This window comes from Mycolicibacterium neoaurum (genome assembly GCF_036946495.1).
Lineage (GTDB): Bacteria > Actinomycetota > Actinomycetes > Mycobacteriales > Mycobacteriaceae > Mycobacterium > Mycobacterium neoaurum_B.
The window spans coordinates 2,296,173-2,320,715 of sequence record NZ_JAQIIX010000002.1 but is presented as its reverse complement, the minus strand read 5'-3'; the positions used below and the strand labels follow the sequence as shown (position 1 = coordinate 2,320,715).

Annotated in this window: 20 protein-coding genes; 9 read left to right on the top strand and 11 right to left on the bottom strand. The window is 65.9% G+C overall.

Annotated features, from left to right (window positions below):
* Positions 1-17: 17 nt before the first annotated feature.
* The 7 genes from PGN27_RS16460 to PGN27_RS16430 form a co-directional block, all read right to left on the bottom strand.
* Complete coding sequence (locus tag PGN27_RS16460) at positions 18-311, bottom strand: hypothetical protein (protein ID WP_019511451.1); 294 nt, start codon at positions 309-311, stop codon at positions 18-20.
* A 69-nt stretch (positions 312-380) separates the two neighbouring features.
* Entirely contained in the window at positions 381-1,940 is a 1,560-nt protein-coding gene (locus PGN27_RS16455) for a PPE family protein (protein WP_335327079.1), read from the bottom strand.
* A 1-nt stretch (position 1,941) separates the two neighbouring features.
* Positions 1,942-2,253, bottom strand: a complete 312-nt coding sequence (locus tag PGN27_RS16450) for a PE family protein (RefSeq protein WP_335327078.1) — start codon at positions 2,251-2,253, stop codon at positions 1,942-1,944.
* Positions 2,253-6,224, bottom strand: coding sequence for a type VII secretion protein EccCa (eccCa, locus tag PGN27_RS16445; protein WP_335327077.1), 3,972 nt, complete (start codon positions 6,222-6,224; stop codon positions 2,253-2,255). The genes PGN27_RS16450 and eccCa overlap by 1 nt, the downstream gene beginning before the upstream one ends.
* Positions 6,221-7,756, bottom strand: coding sequence for a type VII secretion protein EccB (gene eccB / locus PGN27_RS16440; RefSeq protein WP_335327076.1), 1,536 nt, complete (start codon positions 7,754-7,756; stop codon positions 6,221-6,223). Before eccB ends, eccCa begins: the two co-directional genes overlap by 4 nt.
* A complete protein-coding gene (eccA, locus tag PGN27_RS16435) occupies positions 7,753-9,603 on the bottom strand; it encodes a type VII secretion AAA-ATPase EccA (RefSeq protein WP_335327075.1) in 1,851 nt (616 codons plus the stop codon). The genes eccB and eccA overlap by 4 nt, the downstream gene beginning before the upstream one ends.
* A 214-nt stretch (positions 9,604-9,817) precedes the next feature.
* Positions 9,818-10,702 carry an oxygenase MpaB family protein gene (locus tag PGN27_RS16430; RefSeq protein WP_335327074.1) on the bottom strand — a complete coding sequence of 295 codons (885 nt, stop codon included), beginning with the start codon at positions 10,700-10,702 and terminating at the stop codon, positions 9,818-9,820.
* 86 nt (positions 10,703-10,788) lie between these two features.
* On the opposite strand from PGN27_RS16430, the gene PGN27_RS16425 reads away from it, so the two are divergent.
* Entirely contained in the window at positions 10,789-11,397 is a 609-nt protein-coding gene (locus PGN27_RS16425; RefSeq protein ID WP_335327073.1) for a TetR/AcrR family transcriptional regulator, read from the top strand.
* 59 nt (positions 11,398-11,456) lie between these two features.
* Here the strand turns inward: PGN27_RS16425 and PGN27_RS16420 are convergent, their stop codons facing one another.
* The gene (locus PGN27_RS16420) at positions 11,457-12,032 is read right to left on the bottom strand and encodes a VOC family protein (RefSeq protein WP_335327072.1); all 576 of its coding nucleotides are present in this window, start codon (positions 12,030-12,032) and stop codon (positions 11,457-11,459) included.
* An 83-nt stretch (positions 12,033-12,115) separates the two neighbouring features.
* On the opposite strand from PGN27_RS16420, the gene PGN27_RS16415 reads away from it, so the two are divergent.
* From PGN27_RS16415 to PGN27_RS16400, 4 genes are all read left to right on the top strand, one after another.
* Complete coding sequence (locus tag PGN27_RS16415) at positions 12,116-12,739, top strand: TetR/AcrR family transcriptional regulator (protein ID WP_335327071.1); 624 nt, start codon at positions 12,116-12,118, stop codon at positions 12,737-12,739.
* Complete coding sequence (locus tag PGN27_RS16410; RefSeq protein ID WP_335327070.1) at positions 12,736-13,869, top strand: alpha/beta hydrolase; 1,134 nt, start codon at positions 12,736-12,738, stop codon at positions 13,867-13,869. The genes PGN27_RS16415 and PGN27_RS16410 overlap by 4 nt, the downstream gene beginning before the upstream one ends.
* Before the next feature lie 41 nt (positions 13,870-13,910).
* Positions 13,911-14,819 carry an NAD(P)-dependent oxidoreductase gene (locus PGN27_RS16405; RefSeq protein WP_335327069.1) on the top strand — a complete coding sequence of 303 codons (909 nt, stop codon included), beginning with the start codon at positions 13,911-13,913 and terminating at the stop codon, positions 14,817-14,819.
* Positions 14,820-14,907: 88 nt separating this feature from the next.
* Positions 14,908-17,097, top strand: coding sequence for an acyl-CoA dehydrogenase family protein (locus PGN27_RS16400; RefSeq protein WP_335327068.1), 2,190 nt, complete (start codon positions 14,908-14,910; stop codon positions 17,095-17,097).
* A gap of 77 nt (positions 17,098-17,174) precedes the next feature.
* Here PGN27_RS16400 and PGN27_RS16395 read toward each other — a convergent pair whose 3' ends face one another.
* Positions 17,175-17,954, bottom strand: coding sequence for an SDR family NAD(P)-dependent oxidoreductase (locus PGN27_RS16395; protein WP_335327067.1), 780 nt, complete (start codon positions 17,952-17,954; stop codon positions 17,175-17,177).
* A gap of 73 nt (positions 17,955-18,027) precedes the next feature.
* Entirely contained in the window at positions 18,028-19,704 is a 1,677-nt protein-coding gene (gene fadD2, locus PGN27_RS16390) for a long-chain-fatty-acid--CoA ligase FadD2 (protein ID WP_335327066.1), read from the bottom strand.
* A gap of 55 nt (positions 19,705-19,759) precedes the next feature.
* Between fadD2 and PGN27_RS16385 the strand changes: the two genes are divergently transcribed.
* The 3 genes from PGN27_RS16385 (at position 19,760) to PGN27_RS16375 (ending at position 22,821) form a co-directional block, all read left to right on the top strand.
* Positions 19,760-20,980: a DNA polymerase domain-containing protein gene (locus PGN27_RS16385; protein WP_335327065.1), complete on the top strand. Its 1,221-nt coding sequence runs from the start codon at positions 19,760-19,762 to the stop codon at positions 20,978-20,980.
* Positions 20,981-21,200: 220 nt separating this feature from the next.
* A complete protein-coding gene (locus tag PGN27_RS16380) occupies positions 21,201-21,623 on the top strand; it encodes an STAS domain-containing protein (protein ID WP_335327064.1) in 423 nt (140 codons plus the stop codon).
* A gap of 211 nt (positions 21,624-21,834) precedes the next feature.
* The gene (locus tag PGN27_RS16375; RefSeq protein WP_335327063.1) at positions 21,835-22,821 is read left to right on the top strand and encodes an Acg family FMN-binding oxidoreductase; all 987 of its coding nucleotides are present in this window, start codon (positions 21,835-21,837) and stop codon (positions 22,819-22,821) included.
* Here the strand turns inward: PGN27_RS16375 and PGN27_RS16370 are convergent.
* Positions 22,811-23,374 (bottom strand): TetR/AcrR family transcriptional regulator, encoded by a 564-nt coding sequence (locus PGN27_RS16370; protein ID WP_335327062.1) that lies wholly within the window; start codon positions 23,372-23,374, stop codon positions 22,811-22,813. The two genes, PGN27_RS16375 and PGN27_RS16370, sit on opposite strands and share 11 nt — an antisense overlap.
* Positions 23,375-23,581: 207 nt before the next feature.
* On the opposite strand from PGN27_RS16370, the gene PGN27_RS16365 reads away from it, so the two are divergent.
* Positions 23,582-24,538 (top strand): ferritin-like domain-containing protein, encoded by a 957-nt coding sequence (locus PGN27_RS16365; protein WP_335327061.1) that lies wholly within the window; start codon positions 23,582-23,584, stop codon positions 24,536-24,538.
* Positions 24,539-24,543: the final 5 nt, after the last annotated feature.

Below are 24,543 nucleotides of genomic sequence, written 5' to 3'. Positions count from 1 at the left end.
TCCTTTGTCGGCCGCTGTCAGATGCCGGTGTAGGTGCTGGCGGCGGCCGCGTCCTGCGCGACGTAGGTGCCTGCGGCGTCGGCGAGGTTGGCCTGGGCGATGTCGAGCAGCGCGTTCACCCGCGCCGACACCTCGATGAACCGGGCATGGGCGGCCTGGAATGCCGCCGCCGACTCACCCATGTGGAAGGCCTGGGAAGCCTGGGCTGCGCCCTCGGCCTGGGTGATGGTGCTACGCATCAGGGCCGCCTTGGCGGCGAACGCCGACTCGGAGGCCACCAGCTGCGGGATATGCGCATCAAGCATGCTCATGGATATTCCTTTCTGACAGGGGTATTCGGGATCAGATGGAGCGGTGATCGGGGTTCACCCGCCGAGTTCTCAGTGCGGTCTTCCCCCTTCCGATGTGGGTGGCTCATCGGGACTCCACGAGCCCGGCAGCATCGGGTTGGTCGGCGCACCGCCGAAGGAATCCTCGGTCAGTTCGGCGAGTCCTGCGGCAGTGGGCCGCTCGACGCTGACCGCGCCGGTAAAGCCCATCGGGCCCGCTCCACGCTCAGAAGCCCGGACTGTCGGTTCGGGCCGGGAGTGCGGCGGTCGCGGGTCCTCTTCGGTAGCCTCGTAGTCCATGAACTCGTCGGCGTAGGCACGGTCCTTGATCTCCCCGCCCTTCTTGCGCCGCCGCTTTCGACGCTCGGCGGCCGACAGCGCGGCGGCCGAGGCCACGGCTGCAGACGACCCTGATGCGGGTGTCTTCGCCTGGGTGCCGTCCCGGACCGTGGGACTGAAGCCACCGCCTGGGTGTCCGCCGTAAACGGCGTAGGCCAACGCGGGAGCAGCTGCCGCGGGGGCCGCCGCCGGCGCAGCAGCCGGTGCTGCGGCCGGGCTGGCCGGTGCGGGCGCCGCGCCCGCGGGCGTGCCTGCCGGTGCGATGCTGGCCAACGGCAGCGGCGATTCTCTTTGCGGCCCAGGTGCGGCCGGATCACTGAGTACCAATGGTGGCAGGTCGGTGAACTTGGGAATCAACGCGAGGAAGGCGAGCGCGACCAGGCCGAGGGACAGTAGCGGCAACAAGAACGGCGCCAACGCCACCCCGATCCAGGTGCCCCAGCCGACCGGCTGGAAGATGGCCTGATAGACCAGCGCGAACAGCATCGGCCCCCAGGTGACCAGTGCCGCCGACGGGTTGGTGAGAAAGTCGATGAACATCTGGCGCAGGATGCCGACCGGGTCGGAGAAGAACTCCAAGATCAGGTCGCCACCGGGCAGCGATTTGATGTACTGCTCGAGGAACTGGACGATGAAATTCGAATTGTTCAACGCCGAAGCCGCGTTGGCCGCATCCGCTTGCGCGGCCAGCTGGGTTCCGCTCGCGGTGAGGGCACCGGCCTCGCCGATACCTGGGACCACCAGCGGCGGAGCGGGTTCCAGTGCCGGTGTGGCTGCCACGGTCGCCGCGGACACCGCCTGGTAGGTGCTCATGACGGTGGCAGCCTGGATCCACATCCGCGCGTAGTCGGCTTCGTTGACGGCGATCGGAATCGTGTTGATACCGAAGAAGTTCGTAGCGATCAGAACGCCGCGCATGGCGTGGTTGGCGGCCAGTTCGGCCAGCGTCGGCATGGTGGCCAGCGCAGTGGTGTAGGCCGCCGCGGCCGTCTGGTGCTGCGCGCCGGCGACGGCGCTGGTGACGCTGGCCCGCGCCAGCCACGCGAGGTAGGGCTGGTGAGCCGCGATGTACTGCTCCGAACTCGGACCTTCCCAGGCCCCGGCTGCCACCGCGCCGAGTGTGGTGGTCAGTTCAGCTGCCGCTGCGGCATATTCGGCGCTCAACGACTGCCAGGCTCCCGCAGCAGCCAGCAGCGACCCGGGCCCCGGGCCGCTGCTGAGCAGCGCCGAATGTACCTCGGGTGGCAGGGCCATCCAGATGGGAGCAGTCATGTCAGCCGCCGCGGGCTATCAGATAGCTCGCTGCCGCCTGAGCGTCACCACCGGCATAGCTCGCACCGGACTGCGCGACACCCAAGCCGGCGCGGCCCAGCTCCTCGAGGGCCAGCGCAGCGACTGTGCTGTGGGCGTTGCCATGTGCGCTCAAGCCGGCGGCGGTCTGCAATGACACCGGGTCGGCGGCAGGCGGGATCACCGTGTTGACCAGTGGGGCGGCCGCGCCGTGGGCGGCCGCCAGTCGCGCGGTCAGCGATTCCACCGCCGAACCGGCGGCCGTCAGTCCTTCGGGAACCACACGAAGCGTCATCAGATGTATTCCTTTCCGTTCGATCCGGCAGGTGCGATCCGCTCGGGTACAAGCGGATTCACCAGTTGCACATAGGTCGCCATCTCACTGTCGCCGAGCAGCATCGCCCGCCCGGCCGGCAGCTTGCTGAATCGGATACCGCGCAGCTTGCCACCGTCGGCGGGACTTCCGGACAACATGACGGTTGTCGCCTGGAGGTCGTTGAGCCTGCGCAAAAGAGGTGCCGTCATCACCGCGTGCGCGGATCCGCTCGCCCTGGCGGTGACGATGACGCGCAACCCCAGATCACCTGCCTCCGCCAGCAGACCCAATAGCGGGCTCCAGGGACGCTGTCCGGCATAGGGACCGCTGACTGCAGGACCATCCGGTATCTGGTCGACATCGTCGATGATCAAGTAGTGGATCTGTCCGCCGCCGTTGGCGCGGTAGGACCAGTTGCGTAGCTCCTGTGCGCTCAATCCGGCCGGCGGACGTCGCTTTTCGATCAGTGCAGACAGGCCGAGCATGGCCGGGGTGACGCGGTCGATATTCGGGGTGTACTCGTTGTCCGGGAACAACGGTTCGTCCACCAGGTGCAGCCGGCGGTCGATGACGGTGAAGGCGACGTCCTGCTCGGTGGAATTGTCGCGGATGGTGCGGATGAGGTGGCGTAGCAGCGTCGTCTTGCCCGAGCGGGAGTCGCCGAACACCATCATCAGTGGATGCCTGGCGAAGTCGATCGCGACGGGGCGCAGATCTTCTTCGCGTTGACCGATGACGACCTGCTCGGGACCGACATACACCGCGCCCAGCGCCGACGGGGTCAGCTGAGTCGGCAGTAACCGGACCGTCGGGGCATGTAGCCCGGTGTACCGCGCGTTGACTGCCGCAATATCGCCCAATTCCGGTGCGGCAAAAAGGAAGTGTTCGGCGGCCATCGTCAGACCGCGACCGGGCTGATCGGCCGGCACGCTCTCGGCGGGCCGGCGCAAGGCACCGGCGACCCGGACATTGCTGTCGTGCGCATCGCTGAGCTTGAGCTCAAGCCGCATCCCCAGGCCGTCACGCATGGCCAGCGGAACCTCAAGCCAGTTGGGTGTGGTGATCACGACGTGGATCCCGTAGGCAAGGCCCGCATTGGCCAGTTCGGTCACCCGCGCCAGCAAGGGGTTGCGGGTGTTGAACGTGTCGGTGTTGTCCCTGCTGAACGCGTACAGATTGTCGATCACCAGGAAGACTTCGCCATAGCCGTCGCTGTACCGGCCCGCGGCGCCGGTCGCGGCGCCGCGTTCCTGGCGCACCCGCAGCAGCTGCTCGAGCTCGGCGAAGGTGCGCCGGATCAACTCGGGCTGCAACGCCGTCGCGACAGCACCGACATGTGCCAGATCGGCCATCGGGGCGAGTTGGCCGCCGCCGTAGTCCAGACAGTAGAAGCTGATGTCACCCGGTGCGTGCAGAGCTGCCGCAGACAACATGAATGTCTGCAATGCCGTCGATTTACCCGACCGCGGGCCACCATGGATCAGCAGGTTGCCCGCCGAGCCCGCCGCGTCGAAGACCAGCGGATCGCGGCGCATCTCGAACGGCTTGTCGATCTCGCCCAGCGGCCACCGCCACTGCCCTTCGGCGATCTCGGCGCGGGCCAGCAGACCGGCCAGCGGAATGGCCTCTTCCAAGGGCGGCAACCATAGCTGCGGCGCCTTGGGGCCGTAGTTGGCCAACTGGTCGCCGATCGTGGCGATCAGCTTGCGCGGCGGCGGGACATCGTCGACCTCGGCGTTGACGATGACTGTATCGGGCGCCGGCTCCACCCAGCCCGCCGTGAACAACTGCGGTTCGGGCACCGAGTGCACCACCACGGCGTGGCTGCTGCGCGGCGGATCGTAGATTCCGTCGACATAGGTGCTGCGGAACTTGATGGGGTTGGCCCCCGGTGCAGGCACCAGGAAGCCCTCACCCTTGTGTTCGCGGCCGGATTCGATCCGGTAGGCATCTTCGGATCCGATGATCTGTCGGCTGATCGACGGGCTCGCGACCTTCAAACCGATTCGGTAGGAGGTGTTCTTGTCGATGTCCTTGATCCGACCGACGTCCAGGGTCTGCGATGCGAAGAGGATATGGATGCGGAAAGAGCGCCCCTTGCGCGCCACATAGTCGAAGAGTTCGGCGTACTCGGGATGATCGGCGAGCATCAGGGTGAACTCGTCGGCCACCACGAACAACGTCGGGATGGGCGGAAGATCGTGTCCGGCCGCGATCGCACCCTCGTATTCGGTGACCGAGTTGAATGCACTGTTCTGGACCCGGCGGCCGGCATCTTTGAGCAACTGCTCCCGGCGAGCCACCTCGCCACGCAGGGTGTCCGCGAAACGGTCAGCCAGCGAGCGCTTCTCGGCCATATTGGAGATGACGGCAACGACCTGGGGGAAGTTGCGGAAGATGTCGGCTCCCGCCTCACCCTTGAAGTCGGCATAGATGACGATCAACCGGTCTGCCGAATGAGTGGTCAGCAGTGACAACAGGATCGACATCAGAGTCTGTGATTTACCGGACCCGGTCATACCGATCATCAGACCGTGCGGCCCCATTCCGCCCTCGGCCTCGTCCTTCAGGTCGAAGATCAGGGGTTCGCCGGTGGCCGTCACGCCGATGGGTACACGCAGTTCCTCGTCACGGTGTCGCGGTGCCCACAGACTTGCGACATCAAGTGCCGAGGCATCGTCGATACCGAAGAGCGTGGTGAACGTCGATGAACCGGTGGCAGCGGTCCGCGACTGATCCGGGTTGGTGTCCCAACGCGCCAGCCGACGGGCAAGGTGGGACGCCTGTCCGGCCGAAAAGCCGTCCGCACTATCGATATAAGGCTGCCAGCCGCCGGTCTGCCACCGGTCGATGCGCCCGCCGACCACCTTGAGGATCGGTCGCTCCGGGTCTGAGTACTGCTCGCGATGGGGCTCGGTCTCCGATCGGACGATCACGGTCACACCCGCGATACCGGCCCGACCCAACACCGCATCGACGTCGGTGTCGACGTCGTCGATGAGCACCAGCAGATGCCTTCCCGCCTCAAACACGTTGCCACCGAACGCATCGCGGTCATCGAGCGCGGGGGCGAGCAATGCCCGCAAAGCATCAGCACTGGGCGCAAGGTAGCGCGCAGGTCCGACTCCGTCGACCTCACCGGGAATATCGGTGTGCGGAAGCCACTTCAGCCAGGACCAGTCGGCGGCATCCAGATCGGGGGTCGCCAGCGCTATACCCAGCACCGCCGGATCATGCCAGGTGACCGCCTGCGCGACCCAGGCGCGCATCGCATCGCGCGCCTCGTCCGATGTTCCCAGGACCGTGATGCGGGATATCTTCGCCAGGTCGATGCCGACCGGGGCGTTGCGCACCGTCCGGTGTACATCGAGCAGCCCGCGCAGGGTGGTGTGCGCCACCGGTTCCAGGTCGATCTCGTCGGCGGTGTCCTTGACCCGCAGCGGGGTACTCAGCGGCACATCGGCCACACCTGCACGCACCACCAGGAAATCGGGGTCGTGCGGGTCGCGCTCCCACTGGCGTCGGGTCCCTGGAATCGCAGACAACGAATCAGGCTCGGGATGCGACCATTCCAGCGCGGCACGCTGCTCGGCGGCCTGGGCACGGACATTGTCCCGTACCACCGACAGATAGCGCAGGTAGTCTGCGCGCTCGGCGTCGACCTCCTCGGTGCGCAGCTTGTTGTCCGAACCGCGGTACAGCGCGCTCGCCGCCAGCAGCAACACGAACGGGAAGAACAGCATGGTCGGTGAGATCATCCGCATACCGGTGGCAAAGAGCGCCACGATCATGCCGACGATCAGGATGACGATGAGATAGGGCAACACCCGCCGCAACAGCGATGGCGGGACCAGGCGTGGCAGTGACGGCGGTGCCTCGATGGTGATGGCACCCTTGCGGACCTCCGGAACGGGTAGGCGACGGCGCGCCTCGAAGATCAAGCGACTCATCGGTTCTCTCCATCCGCGGCCATGGCTCCCACGGCATCGTGTGCGACCAGCGCGTCGGCCCGCGACAAGGTGGGCCCCGGCGCAAACTGGGTGAGCACCGACCACGGGATGGCCAGCGGGGGCGGGTTCAGGCCCAGTGCCTCGACGGTCTTGGCGTCGGTAACGGTGTCCACGCCGTAGCGAACACCGGTGTCGCTGACCCAGAAGGCCGAACCGGCGGGCGGGGCACCGGCATCGGATCCGACGGACTGAACGAAGTATCCAGTGCCCGGTGTGAGCGCGACCCGCTCGGCCGTTGCCGCACTTCCCGAACCGACCAGGTCCACGGTCTGAAGTCCCTGCGGTAACGGCAATGCGGCTCCGGAGAGCAGACTCAGCCTTCCTGCGGTCGCATCGGCGGGCTTGGACCAATAGGCACAGGTGACGGGGGCCGGTCCGGCATCGACCAGTGTCAGTTCGTCGGACGGGTAGGCAGCGGTGTCGATTCCACCAGCCACCGGCAGTCTGGCGATCTCGTCTGCCCCGAGTCGCGGTGGCTGCTGCAGGCCATAGGAATCGGAGTTGCGCATGATGGAGGCCAGCACAGGCGACACGGGCTGCAGGCCGTCGATCTGCACGACGTAGTGCCGGAGGGTGTTGTCGGAGTCGAATCCCGCGACCACCGCGCCGACCGGCGCAGGGACGGGCAGGTCGAACTGCGGCGGAGCGCCTGCACCGGGCAGCGCAGGCGCGACCAGAGGTCCCGATTCCGGGATCGCATTGAACAATCCGGGGGCGATGTTGCGTGGCTCCGGGATGGTCGCACCGAGACCGAGGGCAGCGGTCACCGCACGGTTGCTGAGGTCGATGGGGCTGCGCTTGCCGCCCCACAGCAACCAGGTTCCCGCGTTGACGGCACCGACATTGCGCACCAGAACCGCATGGTCGCTCGGCATCGCCGCGGCCCTTTCACCCTGTTCGTCGGGAACGCCGGCGATCAGGGTCACACCGGCCGCCCTGTCGGACACCGAGTCGCAGACCGTCCAGTTCGCATCGCGAGAGCTGTTCTGCACCATGCGCTCCGGAGCGCCGGGGATGCCGATGAGGTTGCCTCGGGCAAACCGGTCGATCTCGCTGCTCTTGACGGTCGTCGGATTGTCGGCTTGCCCGGCGATCAACCGTGCGGAGGTCAGATTCAACGCAGGATGCACGACGTCGCCGATACGTACATAGAGCGCCGAGGTCTCCCGATCGGCAAGGATCGTCGCGCTGCCGGCGTCGCCACCCGGACGGATGAGGGAGAAGACGAAGCAGCCGGCGACGACGGTCACCGAGACCAGCGCTCCGACGAGCACCGCGCGGTTCTGCGTGCGCAGCGGGTCCACCAGCATCCGGGTGTCGTGTAGCGCCACACCAGACGCGATACGGCGCATCATGAATCGCCAGCCGGATACCTGGTGGCGGGTGACGAAGCCGCGGCGGTACGCGACGCGCTCGGGGTTTTCGTTGACCGGTGTGCGAGAGGCGAATTCGCGGCGCTCCTGCTCGCTCATCCGGCAGCCTGCGGCAAGGCGAGGCCCAGGCCACGCAGCAGAGGCCCGGCGGACCGGCTGACGTCTTCGGCGGTGATGACCATCAGTTCTTCATCGGTGAAGTCATCGGAATCAGAGTGATCCAATCGGTACTCGCGTTCCTCTTCGGAGCGCTCGACAAGGTTTCGGACGAATCGACCGTTACCGGCGATGTCCAGGCTTCGCCTGGCGGTACCGGTGGCGTCCGGGTTGGAACTGGCAGCGAGGTGGGCGAATAGCGCCTCCATCTCGTCGTGGGCCGCAGGCTCGAAGATGCTGTCGCGCTTCTCGGCCATCCGTGTTGCCATCTCGACGAGTTCGGCTGCGTTGTAGGACGGGAAGTCGATACTCCGGGTGAAACGCGACCGCAGACCCTCGTTGGTATCCAAAAAGCGGTCCAGGTCGGCGCGGTAGCCGGCGACGATCACGACCAATCGGTCGCGGTCGTTCTCCATCCGGGCCAGCAAGGTGTCGATGGCGACCAGACCGAAATCGTTCTTGGCGCCGGTGGACACCAACGCATAGGCCTCGTCGAGGAACAGCACACCGTCGAGCGCGCTGTCGATGATGGCGTTGGTCTTCGCCTCGGTCTCACCGATGTGCTGACCGATGAGGTCGGCCCGGTGCACCTCTCGCACGGTTTCCTTCTTCAAAAGGCCGAGTCCACAGTAGATCTTGGCGACCACCCGCGCGATCGTGGTCTTGCCGGTTCCTGGCGGGCCGGCGAAGACCAGGTGGTTGGCGCGCTGGGCGACGGCCAGTCCGCGCTCCTGGCGACGGATCGACATGGCCACCGAGCTTTTCAGCCGGGCCACTTGATACTTGACCTCTTCCAGACCGATGAAATCGGCGAGTTCGGCCTCTGCCTCGACCAGCAGATGGGCCTTGCGCTCCTTGGCTCCCGGATCGACGAAGTCGGCCTCACCCGGTTCGGTGTCCGGATCCCACGGGTCGGCGCGCGCCTCTATTCGGGCTGCGGTGGTGGTGTTCAGCCCGAAAGACTTGTCCAGCAACGCTTCTTCAACACCACTGTGCTCAGGATTGGCCGCATACAGCTCGGCGAGCACATCCTCGGACTCGTCATCCTCACCCTCGGCACGCAGACACAAGCCCTTGACCAGGCCGCCGTCGACGGCGGCCACCGGCACTGGACCGGCGGGATTCTCCAGATGCGACAACGCAGGCGCGTACATGCCGAGGTGGGCCAGCGCGATACCGAGGGTCACCCGCGCCGCGTGGGCATAGTGCTCGTCGAGGTTCGGGTTGTTCACCACGGGCGTCAGCATGCGCACCACATCCGACCAGCGCCTGCTGCGGTGGTAGAGGGCGACTCGCACCCAACGCGCCTGCAGCCAGTCCGGACGCCTGCTGATCAGTTCCTCGACGAGTAGGTCCGCGCCAGCAAGATCGTTTGCCTCTGCCAACGTCGTGGCATGGGCGAGGGTGATGTCGTCCCGGTCGGTGGCGCGGAATCGGAGGTAAAGCCCGGTGTCATAGACGAAGGCGAGGTCGCCCGATCCGAGATCGACCTCGCGACTCAGCACACCGAAGGTGCCCAGAGTGCGCCAGATTGCGGTGATGGCGCGGCCGGCGTCCGACCCGATGCCCGCTCCGGCGGCGGCCAACCCGATCCAGGCGTCGCACTGATCGCGTGCGATACGCGTCAGCTCAGTGAAACCCGCACGCGCCGCGGCAAGATCTGCCGGTCGTCGGCGGTCGTTGACCGACAGTCCGAGCGACCGACAGCACGTCGCGAACCTGCTCACCACGTCGCGGTCGACGCGCGCTCCCCCGGCGACCGGGGCAAGCGAGTTACTGACGGTATCCATGTAGTGGTCGCAGAGTGGCTGTCCGCCCTCTGCCGTCTCCTTAAGTATGCCTAGGCTAACTCCGCAGAAGTTAGCATTGCATTAACTAACTGTCGAGACGTCCGGCATGGGTGCCACCGGTGTGGAACATCACCATGGGCGCTGCACGCCAGCGAAGCCGCACAGCGGATTTACTGGTGCGATCAGCCGGTCAGCAAACTTTGGCGACGTGTGCTCAGACGAGGGGTCGACCCGTTCGGATGCGCCAATCGAGGTCCTTGAGCAACACGTTGAAGGGAAATTGCCGGATGGGACCGGGGGCCATGTCGTTCACCAAGCGCAAGGCGGACATCAGACGATCGAACCGGCGCTGTCGCTGCGGGTCCCATGGCAACCGCATCTCGTCACGAAACCGCTGGGGCAGAAATCCTGTGGTGATCAGCCCTGCCAGGCTCTCGGCATGCCGCTGCAGCGGGCCAGGCAACCGCAGCCCGCGCAAGCGAGCGACCGCAATCGGATACAGGAACTCACGCGCGGTGTCGTCGATGTGGATCTGCTCGAGCTGTTGTTCCCAATACTCGTCGAACGCCGCCCTGTCGGGCGGCCACATCTCGGGTGTCACCTGCAGCGTGGTGCCCAACGCCATACCGTCGCGGTAGTGCTGGTCGGCTGTCTCGTCGTCGACCTCGCCGACGAAGATGCGCCGCACATCGACGGATCCCTTGTACAGACACGCGGCAACCCAGAGCTGTAGGTCCTTGTCGAAGGCGTTGTACTGGACAGGGCTGCCCTCGGTCGAGCGGACCTGAGCATGCGCCTTGTTGACGGCCCGGCGAAATGCCGCCTTCTGCTCATCGGTCCCGCGGCCGGCCACCGCCAGGTAGGTGAAGGTGGTGCGAGCCCGCTTGATCGGATGGCGATCGATACGTCCGCTCTCCACCTTGCTCTCCATCACGCCATACGCGACGCCCGGGCGACCCAGTTGCATGATCACGTTGGCCGGGCCGGCCAACAGGGCCACACCCATCAACCCGTCGCCGATCGAGGCACCCCAGCGTGGCCCGCGCGGCGCAGACGGCTGACGTGAAGTGTCACCGATAGCTCGTTCGACGATCGCCATTGACTGCCCCCAAAAGTGAGAACGAGTGTTTCCTGATATCGCCGCCCATCTTGCCGCGCGCGTTCGACGGGTGTCAATATGGACGAATGCCCCAGGTCCGGCCGTACCGCGGCATCGCGGCACCGCAGCGATTGGCCGAACGCAGACAACGATTCCTCGACGCCGGCCTCGATCTCCTGAGCAGCGGAGACGAGGAACTGACCGTCCGCGCCATCTGCAGCCGAGCCGGGGTGACCACCCGGCACTTCTACGAGGCCTTCACCGATAAGGACCAGTTCGTCGCGGCGGTATTCGACTCCGTGGTCGCGACCATCGCGGCAACCACACAGGCTGCGGTGGCCGCCGCCCCGCCCAGCGAGCAGAACCGCGCCGGTGTCATCAATCTCGTCGAGACCATCGGGGCCGATGCCCGCGTCGGCAGACTGCTCTTCGATGCCTCGTCGTCAAACCCGGTTCTCATCCGCAAGCGCACCGAGCTGGGCGGATTCTTCGCCGTCCTGGCCGCCCAACACGCCGGAGAGGTACTCCCGAACGCCGGCACGGCACAACTCGATGCGATAGCGCACTTCGTCGTCGGCGGCGTCAGCCAGACGATCAGCGGCTGGCTCAGCGGGGCCGTCGACCTCACGCGCGCCGAACTGATCGATCTGCTCACCGGGATGTTGAACAGCTTCCCCGATCCGCGCCAGGAGTAGACCGGTTCTATACGACCGCTCGCGGTCGGTGTTCTATACGACCGCTCGCGGTCGGTGTTCTATACGACCGCTCGCGGTCGGCGGTCCGCTGCGGTCTTGGGCACCGTCGTCGCATCGGCATCGGTGAATTCCTTCACCCAGCAAGCGAACTCCAGGGTAATGCCGTCGGGATCCTGGAAATAGAATGATCGGACGTAGACGCCCGGGTGCACGGTTCTCGAGGCTTGCCACTCACTGTCGTCGTGATTGAGCACCGGTCCAACCCGGACGCCTTTGGCCTTGAGCTTCTCCCGGTACTCGTCGAACTTTTCCGCAGGCACGTGAAATGCCAGGTGGTTCATGGTGGACACCGCGCTGGTGATCTCGCCGAGTCCCGGGAGCGCGATGGGAGCGGACACGCCCGGAACGCCGTCGGGGGCATCGGTGAACCAGAAGAACGCCACACAGTCACCGTTGCCCGCGTCGAAGAAGAAGTGCTGCCCCATCCCGCCAGGCAGGTCCAGCGACTTGATCAGCGGCATGCCGAGGACACCGGAGTAGAAGTCCACGGTGCGCTGCATGTCCGAACAGACAAGGGCGACATGGTTGATGCCACCCAGGGTGAACTCGGAATTCGGGTTGTTCGGCTTGATCATCACGACCTCCAGGTCTGGCGCAGATCCAGATCTGAATCTAACATCAGATTCATATCTGATCAACGAACAAGGAAGGTCAGGACGTGACCGCTCGGGTCGAGCTGCCCACCGTGCGTGGCCGCCAGACACAAGCAGCAATCGATGCCGCCGCGCGAACAGTTGTGGCACGCAAGGGAATTCTGGCGACCACCATCGCCGACATCACTGCAGAGGCCGGCCGGTCCACGGCGTCGTTCTACAACTACTACGACTCCAAGGAGGCCATGGTCCGAGAGTGGGCCGTCCGCTTCCGTGACGAGGCGCGCGAGCGGGCCCGCGCGGCCGCCGAACCGGGACTGGATGATGCTGCCCGCGCCCGCGCCGCGGCGGCAGCACACTGGCACACCTACCGGCACCGTCTCGCCGAGATCATCGCAGTATCCCAGCTCGCGATGGTCAGTGATGATTTCGCGCAGTACTGGTCCGAGATCTGCGAACTGCCCATCACGCTGATCACCGCCATGGTCGAGAAGGCGCAGCAACGCGGATTCTGCGTCGGTGACGACGCCCATCTGATCGCGGTAGCGCTGGTGTCCATGCTCAACCAGTTCTGCTACACCCAACTGTCGGGCATGGGCGCACAGACCGCGGATGACGACAAGTGCATCGCCACCCTTGCCGCGATCTTCCACCGGACCATTTATCACGAGGGGACACCCGTGCCATGACAACCAAGGGCGCGACACCTGGAGTGATCCGCGAATTCGTCGCGATGGACTCCCCCACGGCTCGGCGGGCCGGCGCAGGCGGGCACCCGTGCCAGGGTTTGTATCACCGTGGGGTCGGCCGCAAACCGAAGATAGCCGTCATCGCCACGCACTATCAGATCGACTTCTCCGAGCATTACCTTGCCGATTACCTGGCCACGCGCGGTATCGGATTCCTGGGGTGGAACACCCGCTTCCGCGGTTTCGAGAGCAGCTTCCTGCTCGATCACGCACTGGTCGACATCGGCGTCGGCGTGCGCTGGTTGCGCGAGGTCCAGAACATCGAAACCGTGGTGCTGCTGGGCAATTCCGGTGGCGGGTCGTTGATGGCGGCCTACCAGGCGCAGGCGCGGCACCAGCATGTCACCCCGCTGGAGGGCATGCGTCCGGCCGCCGGTCTGACGGATCTGCCCGCCGCCGACGGGTACGTTGCCAGCGCAGCACACCCCGGCCGTCCCGAGGTGCTGACCGCATGGATGGACGCCTCGGTCATCGACGAAAACGACGCCGTAACAAGTAATCCCGACCTGAATCTGTTCGACGGCCGAAATGGCCCGCCCTACTCACCGGACTTCGTCACCCGCTACCGTGCCGCACAAATGGCCCGCAACGAGGCCATCACCGACTGGGCGGAAACCGAGCTGAAGCGCGTGCAGAAAGCCGGCTACTCGGACCGGCCGTTCACCGTCATGCGCACCTGGGCCGATCCACGCATGATCGACCCGACACTGGAACCGACCAACCGGCGGCCCAATCTCTGTTACGCCGGACCACCGGTAAAGGCCAACCGATCCGCACGTGGGATCGCCGCGGCCTGCACGCTGCGTAACTGGATCGGCATGTGGAGCCTGCGGCATGCACAAACCCGGGCCGAACCCCACCTGGCGCTGATCGATTGCCCGGCACTGGTGATCAACGCTCACCAGGACACCGGCGTCTTCCCGTCTGACGCGCAGCGAATTCATGACGCGCTGGGCTCGACCGACAAGGGGATGGTCTCGATCGACACCGACCACTATTTCACCACGCCGGGTGCACGCAGCGAACAGGCCGATACCATTTCCAGGTGGATAGCGACACGGTGGCGTTGAGAGTCCTCGCACACTTCACACCCGGTCAACGTGTTCTCGATATGGTTGCACCGGAACATGATTGGCTGGACATCCGGTGGTGCGCCGAAGATGACGACGAGGCCTTCTATCGCGAGCTCCCGCACGCCGAGGTGATCTGGCATGTGCTGCGCCCGCTGTCGGGTGCAGATCTGGAGCAGGCGAAGAACTGCAGGCTGGTACACAAGCTCGGCGCCGGGGTGAACACCATCGACGTGCAGACGGCAACCGCCCGCGGTATCGCGGTGGCCAACATGCCCGGGGCGAATGCACCATCGGTGGCCGAGGGCACCGTGTTGCTGATGCTGGCCGCGCTGCGCCGGTTGCCCGCGCTGGATCGTGCCACCCGAGCCGGAACGGGGTGGCCGTCGGACCCCAGCCTGGGTGAGACGGTCCGCGACGTCGGTGGCTGCACCGTGGGACTGGTCGGGTACGGCAACATCGCCAAGCAGGTCGAACGCGTCGTCATCGCGATGGGCACACCCGCGGACAGGGTGCTGCACACCAGCACCCGCGACGACGGGCACCCAGGCTGGCGCCCGCTGCCCGAACTGCTGGCCGACAGCGACATCGTCTCGCTGCACCTGCCGCTAACCGACGCCACCCATCACCTGCTGGATCGGCAGGCCCTGGCACTGATGAAACCCGAGGCAGTGCTGATCAACACCGCGCGCGGACCGATCGTCGACGAGCAGGCGCTCGCCGAGGCACTGCGCGCCGGACGCTTGGCCGCCGCGGGGCTCGATGTGTTCGCAGTCGAACCCGTCGAAGCCGACAACCCGCTGCTGGATCTCGACAACGTGGTGCTGACCCCGCATGTCACCTGGTACACCGCCGACACCATGCGTCGCTACCTGGAGTTTGCCCTCGGCAACTGCCGACGGATCCGGGACGGCCAGCCCCTCGCCAACGTAGTGAACCAGGTGAACTAGGGGCGGGCGGTGACCATCGTCACCCCGCGGGTACCCTCGGTTACCAACCGACCGGTTAATAGGGAAGTTGCCCCCATGGAGGTTAAGCGTGCCCATCGCGATCAACTCTGAACACAACGACCTGGCCGATTCGGTCCGGTCACTGGTGGCCAAGGTGGCCCCGTCCGACGTCCTGCACGAGGCGCTGGAGACGCCGATCTCCAACCCGCCGCCCTACTGGAAGGCCGCCGCCGAGCAGGGTTTACAGGGAGTTCACCTGTCCGAGAAGGTCGACGGTCAGGGCTTCGGCATCCTCGAACTGGCGATCACCCTCGCCGAATTCGGCTACGGCGCGGTCCCCGGCCCCTTCGTCCCGTCCGCGATCGCCAGTACGCTCATCGCCGCCCACGACGCCGAGTCCGCCCTGCTGAACGGCCTGGCTACCGGCGGCACCATCGCCGCCTACGCCATCGACTCCGGCCTGACCGCCACCCGCCAGGGTGAGCAGCTGGTCATCCGCGGCGAGGTGCGGGCCGTCCCCGCCGCCGCCCAGGCCTCCCTGCTGGTGTTGCCCGTCTCGATCGACAGCAGCGAGGAATGGGTCGTGCTGGACGCCGCCGCGCTGGAGGTCGAAGAGGTCAAGAGCCTTGACCCGTTGCGTCCGGTGGCCCATGTCCGGGTCAACGCCGTCGAGGTTGCCGGCGACCGGGTCCTGTCGAACCTGACCCGTGCACATGCTCGGGCGCTGATCTCGACCCTGCTGTCGGCCGAATGTGTCGGCGTGGCGCGGTGGGCAACCGACACCGCCACCGAGTACGCCAAGATCCGTGAGCAGTTCGGTCGGCCGATCGGGCAGTTCCAGGCCATCAAGCACAAGTGCGCGGGCATGATCGCCGAGACCGAGCGGGCCACCGCTGCGGTGTGGGATGCCGCCCGCGCCATCGACGAATTCCACAGCGGTAACGAGGATTCCAAGTACGAATTCGCCGCCGCCGTCGCCGGAACGCTCGCGCCGGTCGCCGTGCAGCACACCACCCAGGAGTGCATCCAGGTGCACGGTGGCATCGGCTTCACCTGGGAGCACGACGCAGGCGTCTACTACCGCCGCGCGCTGGTGCTGGCCGCCAGCTTCGGCCGGGCCGCGGACTACCCGCAGCAGGTCGTGGACACCGCCACCGGCGTCGGTCTGCGCAAGCTGGACATCGATCTGGATCCCGACACCGAAAAGCTGCGCGAGGAGATCCGCGCAGAGGTCGCCGCGCTCAAGGAGATTCCGCGCGAGGAGCGCAACACCGCGATCGCCGAGGGCGGCTGGGTGCAACCGCATCTTCCCAAGCCGTGGGGCCGCAACGCCCAGCCCATCGAGCAGATCATCATCGCTCAGGAGTTCTCGACCGGTCGGGTGGCCCGCCCGCAGATGGGAATCGCGGCCTGGATCATCCCGTCGATCGTCGCCTACGGTACCGACGAACAGCAGCAGCAGTTCCTCCCGCCGACCTTCCGCGGCGAGATGATCTGGTGCCAGCTGTTTTCCGAGCCCGGCGCCGGATCCGATCTGGCCAGCCTGACCACCAAGGCCACCAAGGTCGACGGCGGCTGGCGCATCACCGGTCAGAAGATCTGGACCACCGGAGCGCAGTTCTCCCAGTGGGGCGCGCTGCTGGCGCGGACCAACCCGGATGCTCCGAAACACAACGGCATCACGTACTTCCTGATCGATATGAAGTCGCCGGGGGTCGAGGTGAAGCCGCTGCGCGAGCTCACCGGGGACGCCATGTTCAACACCGTCTTCATCGATGATGTCTTCGTACCGGATTCGATGGTGCTCGGTGAGGTCGACCGTGGTTGGGAGGTCAGTCGCAACACGCTGACCAACGAGCGTGTCTCGATTGGCAGTGCCGAGCCGCCGTTCCTGGCCAGCCTGGACCAGTTCGTCGAGTTCGTCCGCGACGGTCAGTTCGACCAGATCGAGCAGAACCACGCCGGCAAGTTGATCGCCGAGGGGTATGCCGCCAAGGTGCTCAACCTGCGTTCGACGCTCCTGACGCTGGCCGGTGGCGATCCGATGCCGGCGGCCGCGATCTCGAAGCTGCTGTCGATGAAGACCGGTCAGGGCTACGCCGAGTTCGGCGTCTCGTCGTTCGGCACCGACGGAGCACTCGGCGACAAGGAGCAGGAGCCGGGCAAGTGGTCGGAGCGGCTGCTGTTCAGCCGGGCGACCACGATCTACGGCGGCACCACCGAGGTGCAGCTCAACATCATCGCCGAGCGTCTGCTCGGCCTGCCCCGCGACCCGTAACGGTCACCTTTCCTGCGCGAGCAGGCGCGTGTACCCCTGAAACAATGCCGTTTCCGGGGGTACACGCGTCTGGTCCGTCAGGGCAGGATGGCGTCGACGTAGCCGCCGTCGACGCGCAGCGCACCGCCGGTGGTCGCCGAGGCCAGCGGCGAGGACAGATACACCACCATGTTGGCGATCTCCTCGGGCTCGATGAGCCGCTGGATCAACGATTGCGGCCGGTGCAGCCGCATGAACTCGCGCTGCGCCTGCTCCCAGGGCAGCTCCTTGTCCACCAGTTGATAGACGAAGTCCTCCACACCAGCGGTGTGGGTCGGCCCGGCGATCACGGAGTTCACCGTGACACCGGTACCCGCCGCGTCCTTGGCGAAACCACGGGTCACCGCGAGCAGGGCCGTCTTGGACACGCCATAGTGGATCATCTCCGCCGGTGTCACGACGGCCGAGTCGCTGGCGATCTGAAGCGCTCGGCCCCAACCCTTTTCGATCATGTTCGGTAGGTAGGCGCGGATCAGCCGGACCGCCGCGAGCACGTTGACGTCGAAGTAGGTGCGCCACTGCTCGTCGGTCACCTCGCGGGCCGGAACCGCCTCGAAGATGCCGAGGTTGTTGACCAACACGTCCACATCGGGGAACTCCGCCACCAACGCTGCGGCCCCGTCGGCGTCGGCCACGTCACCGGCGTAGCCAACCGCATCACCGCCGACCGCGGCGACGGCCTCGTCGACGCGGGCCTGGGTGCGGCCGTTGACGATGACGCGCGCCCCGGCGCCGGCCAGTCCGTGCGCGATGGCCAGGCCGATGCCCTGCGTGGAGCCGGTGACGAGTGCGGTTTTACCGGAGAGGTCGATGTTCACGAAGAGGTATTACCACCGCGCGCCCCGAGGTATTCCTCGCCAGCGAGGACACGCGGTCGCCGGGAAAGTGAGGTCAGTCGATCTCCATCTCGCGCAATTCGCGCTTGAGGATCTTGCCGGTGGGGTTGCGCGGCAACTCCTCGATGAAGACGACCTCACGGGGAACCTTGTAGCGCGCGAGATTGTCACGCACGTAGGCCTTGATGGTGTCCTCGTCTACCGAAGAGCCCTCGACCCGCACGACGAAGCAGCGCAGCCGGTGGCCCCACTCCTTGTCCTCGACACCCAGCGCGGTCGCCTCGACCACCTCGGGGTGGCCGCTGACCAGATCCTCGATCTCGGCCGGGAACACGTTCTCACCGCCGGAGACGATCATCTCGTCATCGCGCCCGCTGACATAGAGCAGATCATCGTCGTCGAAGTACCCGACATCACCGGAGGACAGCAGTCCGTCGATGATCTGCTTGCCACCGCCGCCGGTGTAGCCCTGGAACGGGAAGAAGTTGCCGACGAAGATGCGCCCCACCTCACCCTTGGGCACGTCGTTGCCGTTGTCGTCGAGAATCCGGACCTTCATGCCCTTGACCACCGGGCCGACGGTCGACGGATTCTTCGAAAGGTGCTGCGGCCCAGCGATGGTCGCGAACGCCACCTCTGTGGAACCGTACAGGTTGTAGACGACTGGGCCGAGGTCCTTCATCGCCCTTGTGGCTAGCTCGGCACCGAGCTGCGAACCCGAGACGAACACTATGCGCAGCGATGACAGATTCGGCTTGGGCGAGGTCTTCTCCAGCTCATCGAGCATGCGGGACAACATCACCGGGACGACGACGATGGCGGTGACCTTGTGCTTCTCGATATCGGCGAGCACCGTCGCAGGCTTGAACCGACGACGCAAAACCAACGTCGTACCCAGCATCATGGCGATCGTCGAGTGCAGGAAACCCAGCGCGTGGAACATCGGCGCCGGCAACGAGGTGACCTCGTTCGACTTGAACGGCACCGAGGACAGCACGCCGCCGATCGGCGCCAGCGATGGTGGGGCACTGCGATTCGCACCCTTCGGGGTACCGGTCGTGCCGCTGGTCAGGATGATGATCGAGGACTTCTTGGTGGCCGCAGGCGGCGGCGCCGAACCGTTCTTGGTGACGAGTTCTTCCAGCGTCTCGTCGGTGCTGCCCGACGGCTCGTCCTTGTCGGGGTTGACGCCTAGGGCGCGCAGCTTGCCGAGCTCGGGCGTGGCCTGCGAAACCGCGGCGGTGTATTCATCGTCGTAGATGATGATCCGGCTGCCCTCGCGCTCGGACACCTCTTTGATCTGCGGGCCGGAGAACTCGCTGTTGAGCAGGATGATGCGGGCACCGATCTTGGCCGTGGCGTACACCGACACCAGGAACCACCGATGGTTGCGGGCCAGGATGCCGACACCGTCGCCACCACCGACCCCGCGGGCCAGCAAGGCGTTGGCGACGGCGTTGACCGCGTCGTCGAGTTCCTTGAATGTCATGGTCCCGAAGTCGTCGATCACCGCGTTGCGGTTCGGGTAGCGACGGGCGTTGAGCGCGGGGATCATCCCGATCTCGCCCCACTGCTTCATATCGTTGACGAAGGCGGCGATATCGCGCGGAGGCTCCAACTTGAGCGCGCCCGCTTGGAACATCTTGCGGGCATAGTGCAGCTCCGCGGCGCCCCGATCGATGTACTTGCCTACCGATTCCTGGATCTTTGACAGCGGGCTCAGCTTCGACATCTGTCAACCTTATGTGACGCCGGTCGCTACGCGGGGTCGAACCTACGATGAGGAGATGGCCGCTCGCGCGCAGGTGGAGATTGCGGGTAGGCAGGTGCCCGTCACCAACCCGGACAGGGTGATCTTCGACGATCTCGGTCTGACCAAGGCCGACCTTTTTGATTACTACGCTGCGGTCGCCGACGGCGCACTGCGCGGCGTGCGCGACCGACCGATGATCCTCAAACGATTCGTCAAGGGCATCGCGGTGGAGGCGGTCTTCCAGAAGCGGGCCCCGGAGAAGCGGCCGGATTTCATCGATGTCGCCGAACTGAAGTACGCCTCCGGGACGTCGGCGAAGGAGGCGGTGTTCACTGAACCCGCGGGTCTGATCTGGGCGGTGAACCTGGGTTGCGTGGACCTCAATCCGCACCCCGTGCGTGCCGACGACCTTGAGCATCCCGACGAGCTGCGGGTGGATCTCGACCCGATGCCCGGTGTGGAGTGGCCGCAGATCCTCGAGGTCGCCGCTGTCGCGCGATCGGTGCTCGAAGACCATGGCCTGACGGCATGGCCGAAGACATCGGGGTCGCGCGGCTTCCACATCTATGCGCGTATCCACCGCCAGTGGCCGTTCAAGCAGGTCCGGCTGGCCGCCGAGGCGCTGGCCCGCGAAGTCGAGAACCGCAGGCCCGACCTGGCCACGGCGCGCTGGTGGAAGGAGGAACGGGGCGCGCGCGTCTTCGTTGACTTCAATCAGAACGCCAAGGACCGCACCGTGGCCTCGGCCTACTCGGTGCGCGCCACCCCAGATGCGCGGGTATCGGCACCGTTGCACTGGGACGAGGTGCCCGGATGCCGCCCGGAAGCGTTCACGGTGGCGACGGTGCCGGCACGCTTCGCCGAGATGGGCGATCCGTGGAAGGCGATGGACGAACACCCCGGCACACTGGACGACTTACTGGAGTTGGCGCAGCGGCTGGGTCCGGCTGAGAAGCCGCCCAAGGGCACCGGTCGGCGGACCTCGACGATGCCGCTCATCGAGGTGGCCAGGACCAAGACCCGCGATGAGGCGATGACGGCCTTGGATGTGTGGAGGAAGCGTCATCCCGAGGCGGCAGAACTCCTCGAGCCCGTCGACGTACTGATCGACGGGATGCGCGGACCGAGCTCGATCTGGTACCGCGTCCGGGTCAATCTGCAGCACATCCCGGAGTCGCGGCGACCGGCCCAAGAAGAACTCATTGCCGATTATTCGCCGTGGGACGGGTACCACGGGTCGCAGTGGCGGCGCTGAAGCGCCAGTCGGCTACTAGCCGATAGACAGTACCCACGGTTCGCGCTCTCGAAACGCTGCATCGAAAAGCGTTGTTACACAACGGCTTACATTTTGCTCAGCGAAACCTTACCCCACTCTCAGACAATCTTCTTAGCAAAGTCTCAATCACTACTCCCAAGTACCTTAGAGTCGCCCGATAACTTCGATGGCAGTTGAGATCCACGAAGGGAGGCAGTCCATGACAATCGCATTTCGGTATGGCAATCCCGCCGTCCAGTGCGGCGCCGCGGAACTGCGGGCGCAGTGCCGCCATCTGGCCTTGGTGGTGACGGTGTCCGGCATGATCGACGACAACAACGTCGAGAGCCTCACCGAGCAGGTGCGTCGACTGGTTCTGGCCGAGAAGCCCTTCGTCCTCGACCTCACCGACGCGACCTTCCTGTCCGCACGCGGTGTTGCACTGCTCTACGCACTCGATGACGAATGCGATATGGCAGGTGTCGAGTGGGCGTTGGTTGCCGGCGCCCCCGTCCTCGACGTACTGCACACGATCGATGACGCATTTCCCATCACGGTCTCCGTACCGGAGGCGCTGCATCATTTCGCCGAAGGCACCCTGGCCCGGCGTCGCCTGCTCCCCCTCCTTCGCAAGACCGCATAGAAAGGCGGAACGACATGTTGCTCGACGTACGCTGGTTGACCGCCCTGATCGGTCGGCATCGCAAGCCGGCCCACTAGGGCCCATCCCGACAACGAATCGGCCCCCGCCACCAGTGTGGCGGGGGCCGATTCGCATGTGACCCCATCGCCGCAGCAGGCTAGGGACTTCCGGCCCTACCGACGTCGTTGACCCCGCCGCCACACTGAACAGCATGGCAGCAACATCACAGACAGCGGCCGATGCACGAATCGTGGAAGAAGTCGTGCACCTGGCGTGCCGCGCACCCTCCTATCACAACAGCCAGCCGTGGCGGTGGGTGATGACCACAGACGGGGTACAGCTTTTCGTCGACACCGACCGGTTGGTCGCCACCGACACCAGCGGCCGTCAGGCTGTGATCAGTTGCGGCGCAGCCCTCGACCACTTCCGTGTTGCCGCGGCAGCGGCCGGCCTGCAGGCCACCGTTCACCGCTACCCCGACCCTGGCGACCATCTGCACTTGGCGACCATCACACTGACACCGGCGGATACCGTTACCGCCTACCAGCGCCGCCACGCGGACGCCATCCTCGCCCGCCGAACCGACCGCCTGCCCTTGGCCGCGCCCGCCGACTCCACGACGTATGACCTACTGCTGAACGCGGCGCACGACCCCGACGCGGCAACCGTGGATGTCATCGATCCGGTCGATCGCCCCGCCGTCGCCGATGCCGCCCAGCTCACCGAGGCCCTGCGCCTCTACGACAGCGCATACCATCACGAAATTGACTGGTGGACATCACCTTTTGAAGTCACCGATGGCATTCCGCACAGCGCGCTCGTCTCGGCTGCCGAAGCCGACCGGGTCGATGTCGGCCGTAACTTCCCGGTGACACAGCACGCAGAGCGGCGCAGGAACATCACCGAGGACCAGGCACACCTGGTGGTCATCTCCGCCCCCGAGGACACCCGACTGGACATGTTGCGATGTGGGGAAAGGCTCTCGGCTTTACTGCTGGACGCGACCATGGCAGGTCTGTCCTCGTGCACGCTCAGCCACCTCACCGAACATCCGGCCAGCCGCGACATCATCGGCACGTTGGTCAACCGTGCCCATCCGCAGATCGTGGTCAGGATCGGGTTGGCCTCCGAACTCGACGAAGTGCCGCCGCCCACACCGCGGCGTCCGCTCGGCGAGGTGCTGCACGTCAGGATCTGAGCAGGGCCTCCAACCGGTCGGCCACGGCTTCCAGCGGCTGCAGGCTGCGCTCGGCACGACACATCGCCACAGCGCCCTCGATCGCCGCGATCACCAAGGTGGCCAGATCGGCCGCAGCGCGCTGGCTTACACCGCATCGACGCAGCGCGGCCGAGAGCTCGGCCGTCCACGCACTGAACGCGAAGACCGCGGCATCGCGCGCTGCATCGCCGGGGCTCTCATGCACCGCAACCGCCAGCACCGCGCATCCCCGCCCGAAATCGCTTTCGATCAAGGTGCGGCGCCACATCTGTACGAACTCCCGCAGCCCGGCGACGGGGCCGTCGGCCAGCCCTTGCCGCAACACCGCTCCGGTCTCGTGGTCGGCCCAGCGCACCGCCTCTGCGGCCAGTTCCGGTTTTCCGCCAGGAAAGTAGTGATACGTCGACCCGAGCGGGGCGTCGGCATGCCGGGCCAGTTCGCGCACTGACATCGTCCCCAAACCGTGGCGCGCAAGCAGATCAGCTGCCCCGGCGACCAGGCGGTCCCGCGAGTTGAGCGCATCGCCACCCACTGTTACTCCTATAACTTTCGTCATAAACCGACGCGACCATGCCATATTACGATCGTCATAGAGACTTTTCGAGATCTGGGCCACATCCGGGCGTGTCTCGTGTCAACTCCGTCGTCGCCGGGTAGCCGATAGCCGAGGGTGCCCATCCGCACCGTCCGATCGACCGATCGGATCCATCCATTTCGAGTTACGTGCAGGGGGATACGCATGACTGACAAGACCGCGCTCATCACGAATTTGCGCACCATCCTGGAATTGACCAGCACCGAGATCCAGATCGCCGAGGTGCGGACCGCCCAAGCGCGCACCGAAGCGGTGCGCGAAGAACTGTCGGCCAACGCCGAGAACGCGCGGACCCGTGCCGCGCTGATCGAGGCCGCCATCCGCGAGCTGGGCGGATCGCCCGATATTCTCGGACCGTTGCTCGGCCGCGCAGCCGCCGCCGTGAAGGCGCTCACCGAGCAGGCCGAGCCCTTCGCCGAGGCACTGCTGGGCGACCTAGCCCTCGAGCATCAGCTCGTGGACCGCGCCCGCTACCTGAAGTCACTGTCGGTCGCCGCGGGCAATCGACAGGTGCAAGATCTCGCCGACTCACTGATCGAGGCCCACAGCGCGACCGTGATCTGGTTGACCACGGTACTGGCCGAGGAGGCCCTCGGCGGCCCAGCGGCATTGCGCCGCACACCGATTCAGGCTGTGGCCGGTGCTGCGGTGAAGTTGGCCAATCTGCCAGGCATCGTGGCCACGCGGGCCTTCGAGCGGGTGTACGCCACCGCTCGGGCGACTCGCCCGACCCTCGATGATGCACTCAGCCGCGGCAGCCAGGCCGGTGAGATCGCCGTCAAGACTCTCTCTGCATCACGGGATGCCGCACTGTCCGCCGCCGAGAAGGTCAGTCGGCGAGAGGGCGCCGCAGATGTCGCCGATGTCCTGCACACGATCCGTGGCGAGGCCGGTGTGCTGGAGGCCGACGAGTTGCCCATCGCCGGCTATGACAACCTCAATGTCAACGACGCCATCGCCGCGGTCAAGGATCTCTCCGATGCCGCCGATATTCGGGTGGTCATCGCCTACGAGGAGTTCCACAAGAACCGGCAGCGTGTCGTCTCGGCCGCCCATGCGCGGCTCAGCGCCATCGCCCAGGAGATTGTCGGCATCAGCTGACACCC

Bases quoted from the DNA above. Each gene is read 5' to 3' on its own strand.
- PGN27_RS16455 (WP_335327079.1), bottom strand. From the start codon at position 1,940: ATGACTGCTCCCATCTGGATGGCCCTGCCACCCGAGGTACATTCGGCG.
- eccA (WP_335327075.1), bottom strand. From the start codon at position 9,603: ATGGATACCGTCAGTAACTCGCTTGCCCCGGTCGCCGGGGGAGCGCGC.
- PGN27_RS16375 (WP_335327063.1), top strand. From the start codon at position 21,835: ATGGCAGCAACATCACAGACAGCGGCCGATGCACGAATCGTGGAAGAA.
- PGN27_RS16410 (WP_335327070.1), top strand. From the start codon at position 12,736: ATGACAACCAAGGGCGCGACACCTGGAGTGATCCGCGAATTCGTCGCG.
- PGN27_RS16365 (WP_335327061.1), top strand. From the start codon at position 23,582: ATGACTGACAAGACCGCGCTCATCACGAATTTGCGCACCATCCTGGAA.
- PGN27_RS16405 (WP_335327069.1), top strand. From the start codon at position 13,911: ATGGTTGCACCGGAACATGATTGGCTGGACATCCGGTGGTGCGCCGAA.
- PGN27_RS16385 (WP_335327065.1), top strand. From the start codon at position 19,760: ATGGCCGCTCGCGCGCAGGTGGAGATTGCGGGTAGGCAGGTGCCCGTC.
- fadD2 (WP_335327066.1), bottom strand. From the start codon at position 19,704: ATGTCGAAGCTGAGCCCGCTGTCAAAGATCCAGGAATCGGTAGGCAAG.
- PGN27_RS16380 (WP_335327064.1), top strand. From the start codon at position 21,201: ATGACAATCGCATTTCGGTATGGCAATCCCGCCGTCCAGTGCGGCGCC.
- PGN27_RS16425 (WP_335327073.1), top strand. From the start codon at position 10,789: ATGCCCCAGGTCCGGCCGTACCGCGGCATCGCGGCACCGCAGCGATTG.
- PGN27_RS16420 (WP_335327072.1), bottom strand. From the start codon at position 12,032: ATGATCAAGCCGAACAACCCGAATTCCGAGTTCACCCTGGGTGGCATC.
- PGN27_RS16430 (WP_335327074.1), bottom strand. From the start codon at position 10,702: ATGGCGATCGTCGAACGAGCTATCGGTGACACTTCACGTCAGCCGTCT.
- eccCa (WP_335327077.1), bottom strand. From the start codon at position 6,224: ATGAGTCGCTTGATCTTCGAGGCGCGCCGTCGCCTACCCGTTCCGGAG.
- PGN27_RS16460 (WP_019511451.1), bottom strand. From the start codon at position 311: ATGAGCATGCTTGATGCGCATATCCCGCAGCTGGTGGCCTCCGAGTCG.
- PGN27_RS16450 (WP_335327078.1), bottom strand. From the start codon at position 2,253: ATGACGCTTCGTGTGGTTCCCGAAGGACTGACGGCCGCCGGTTCGGCG.
- eccB (WP_335327076.1), bottom strand. From the start codon at position 7,756: ATGAGCGAGCAGGAGCGCCGCGAATTCGCCTCTCGCACACCGGTCAAC.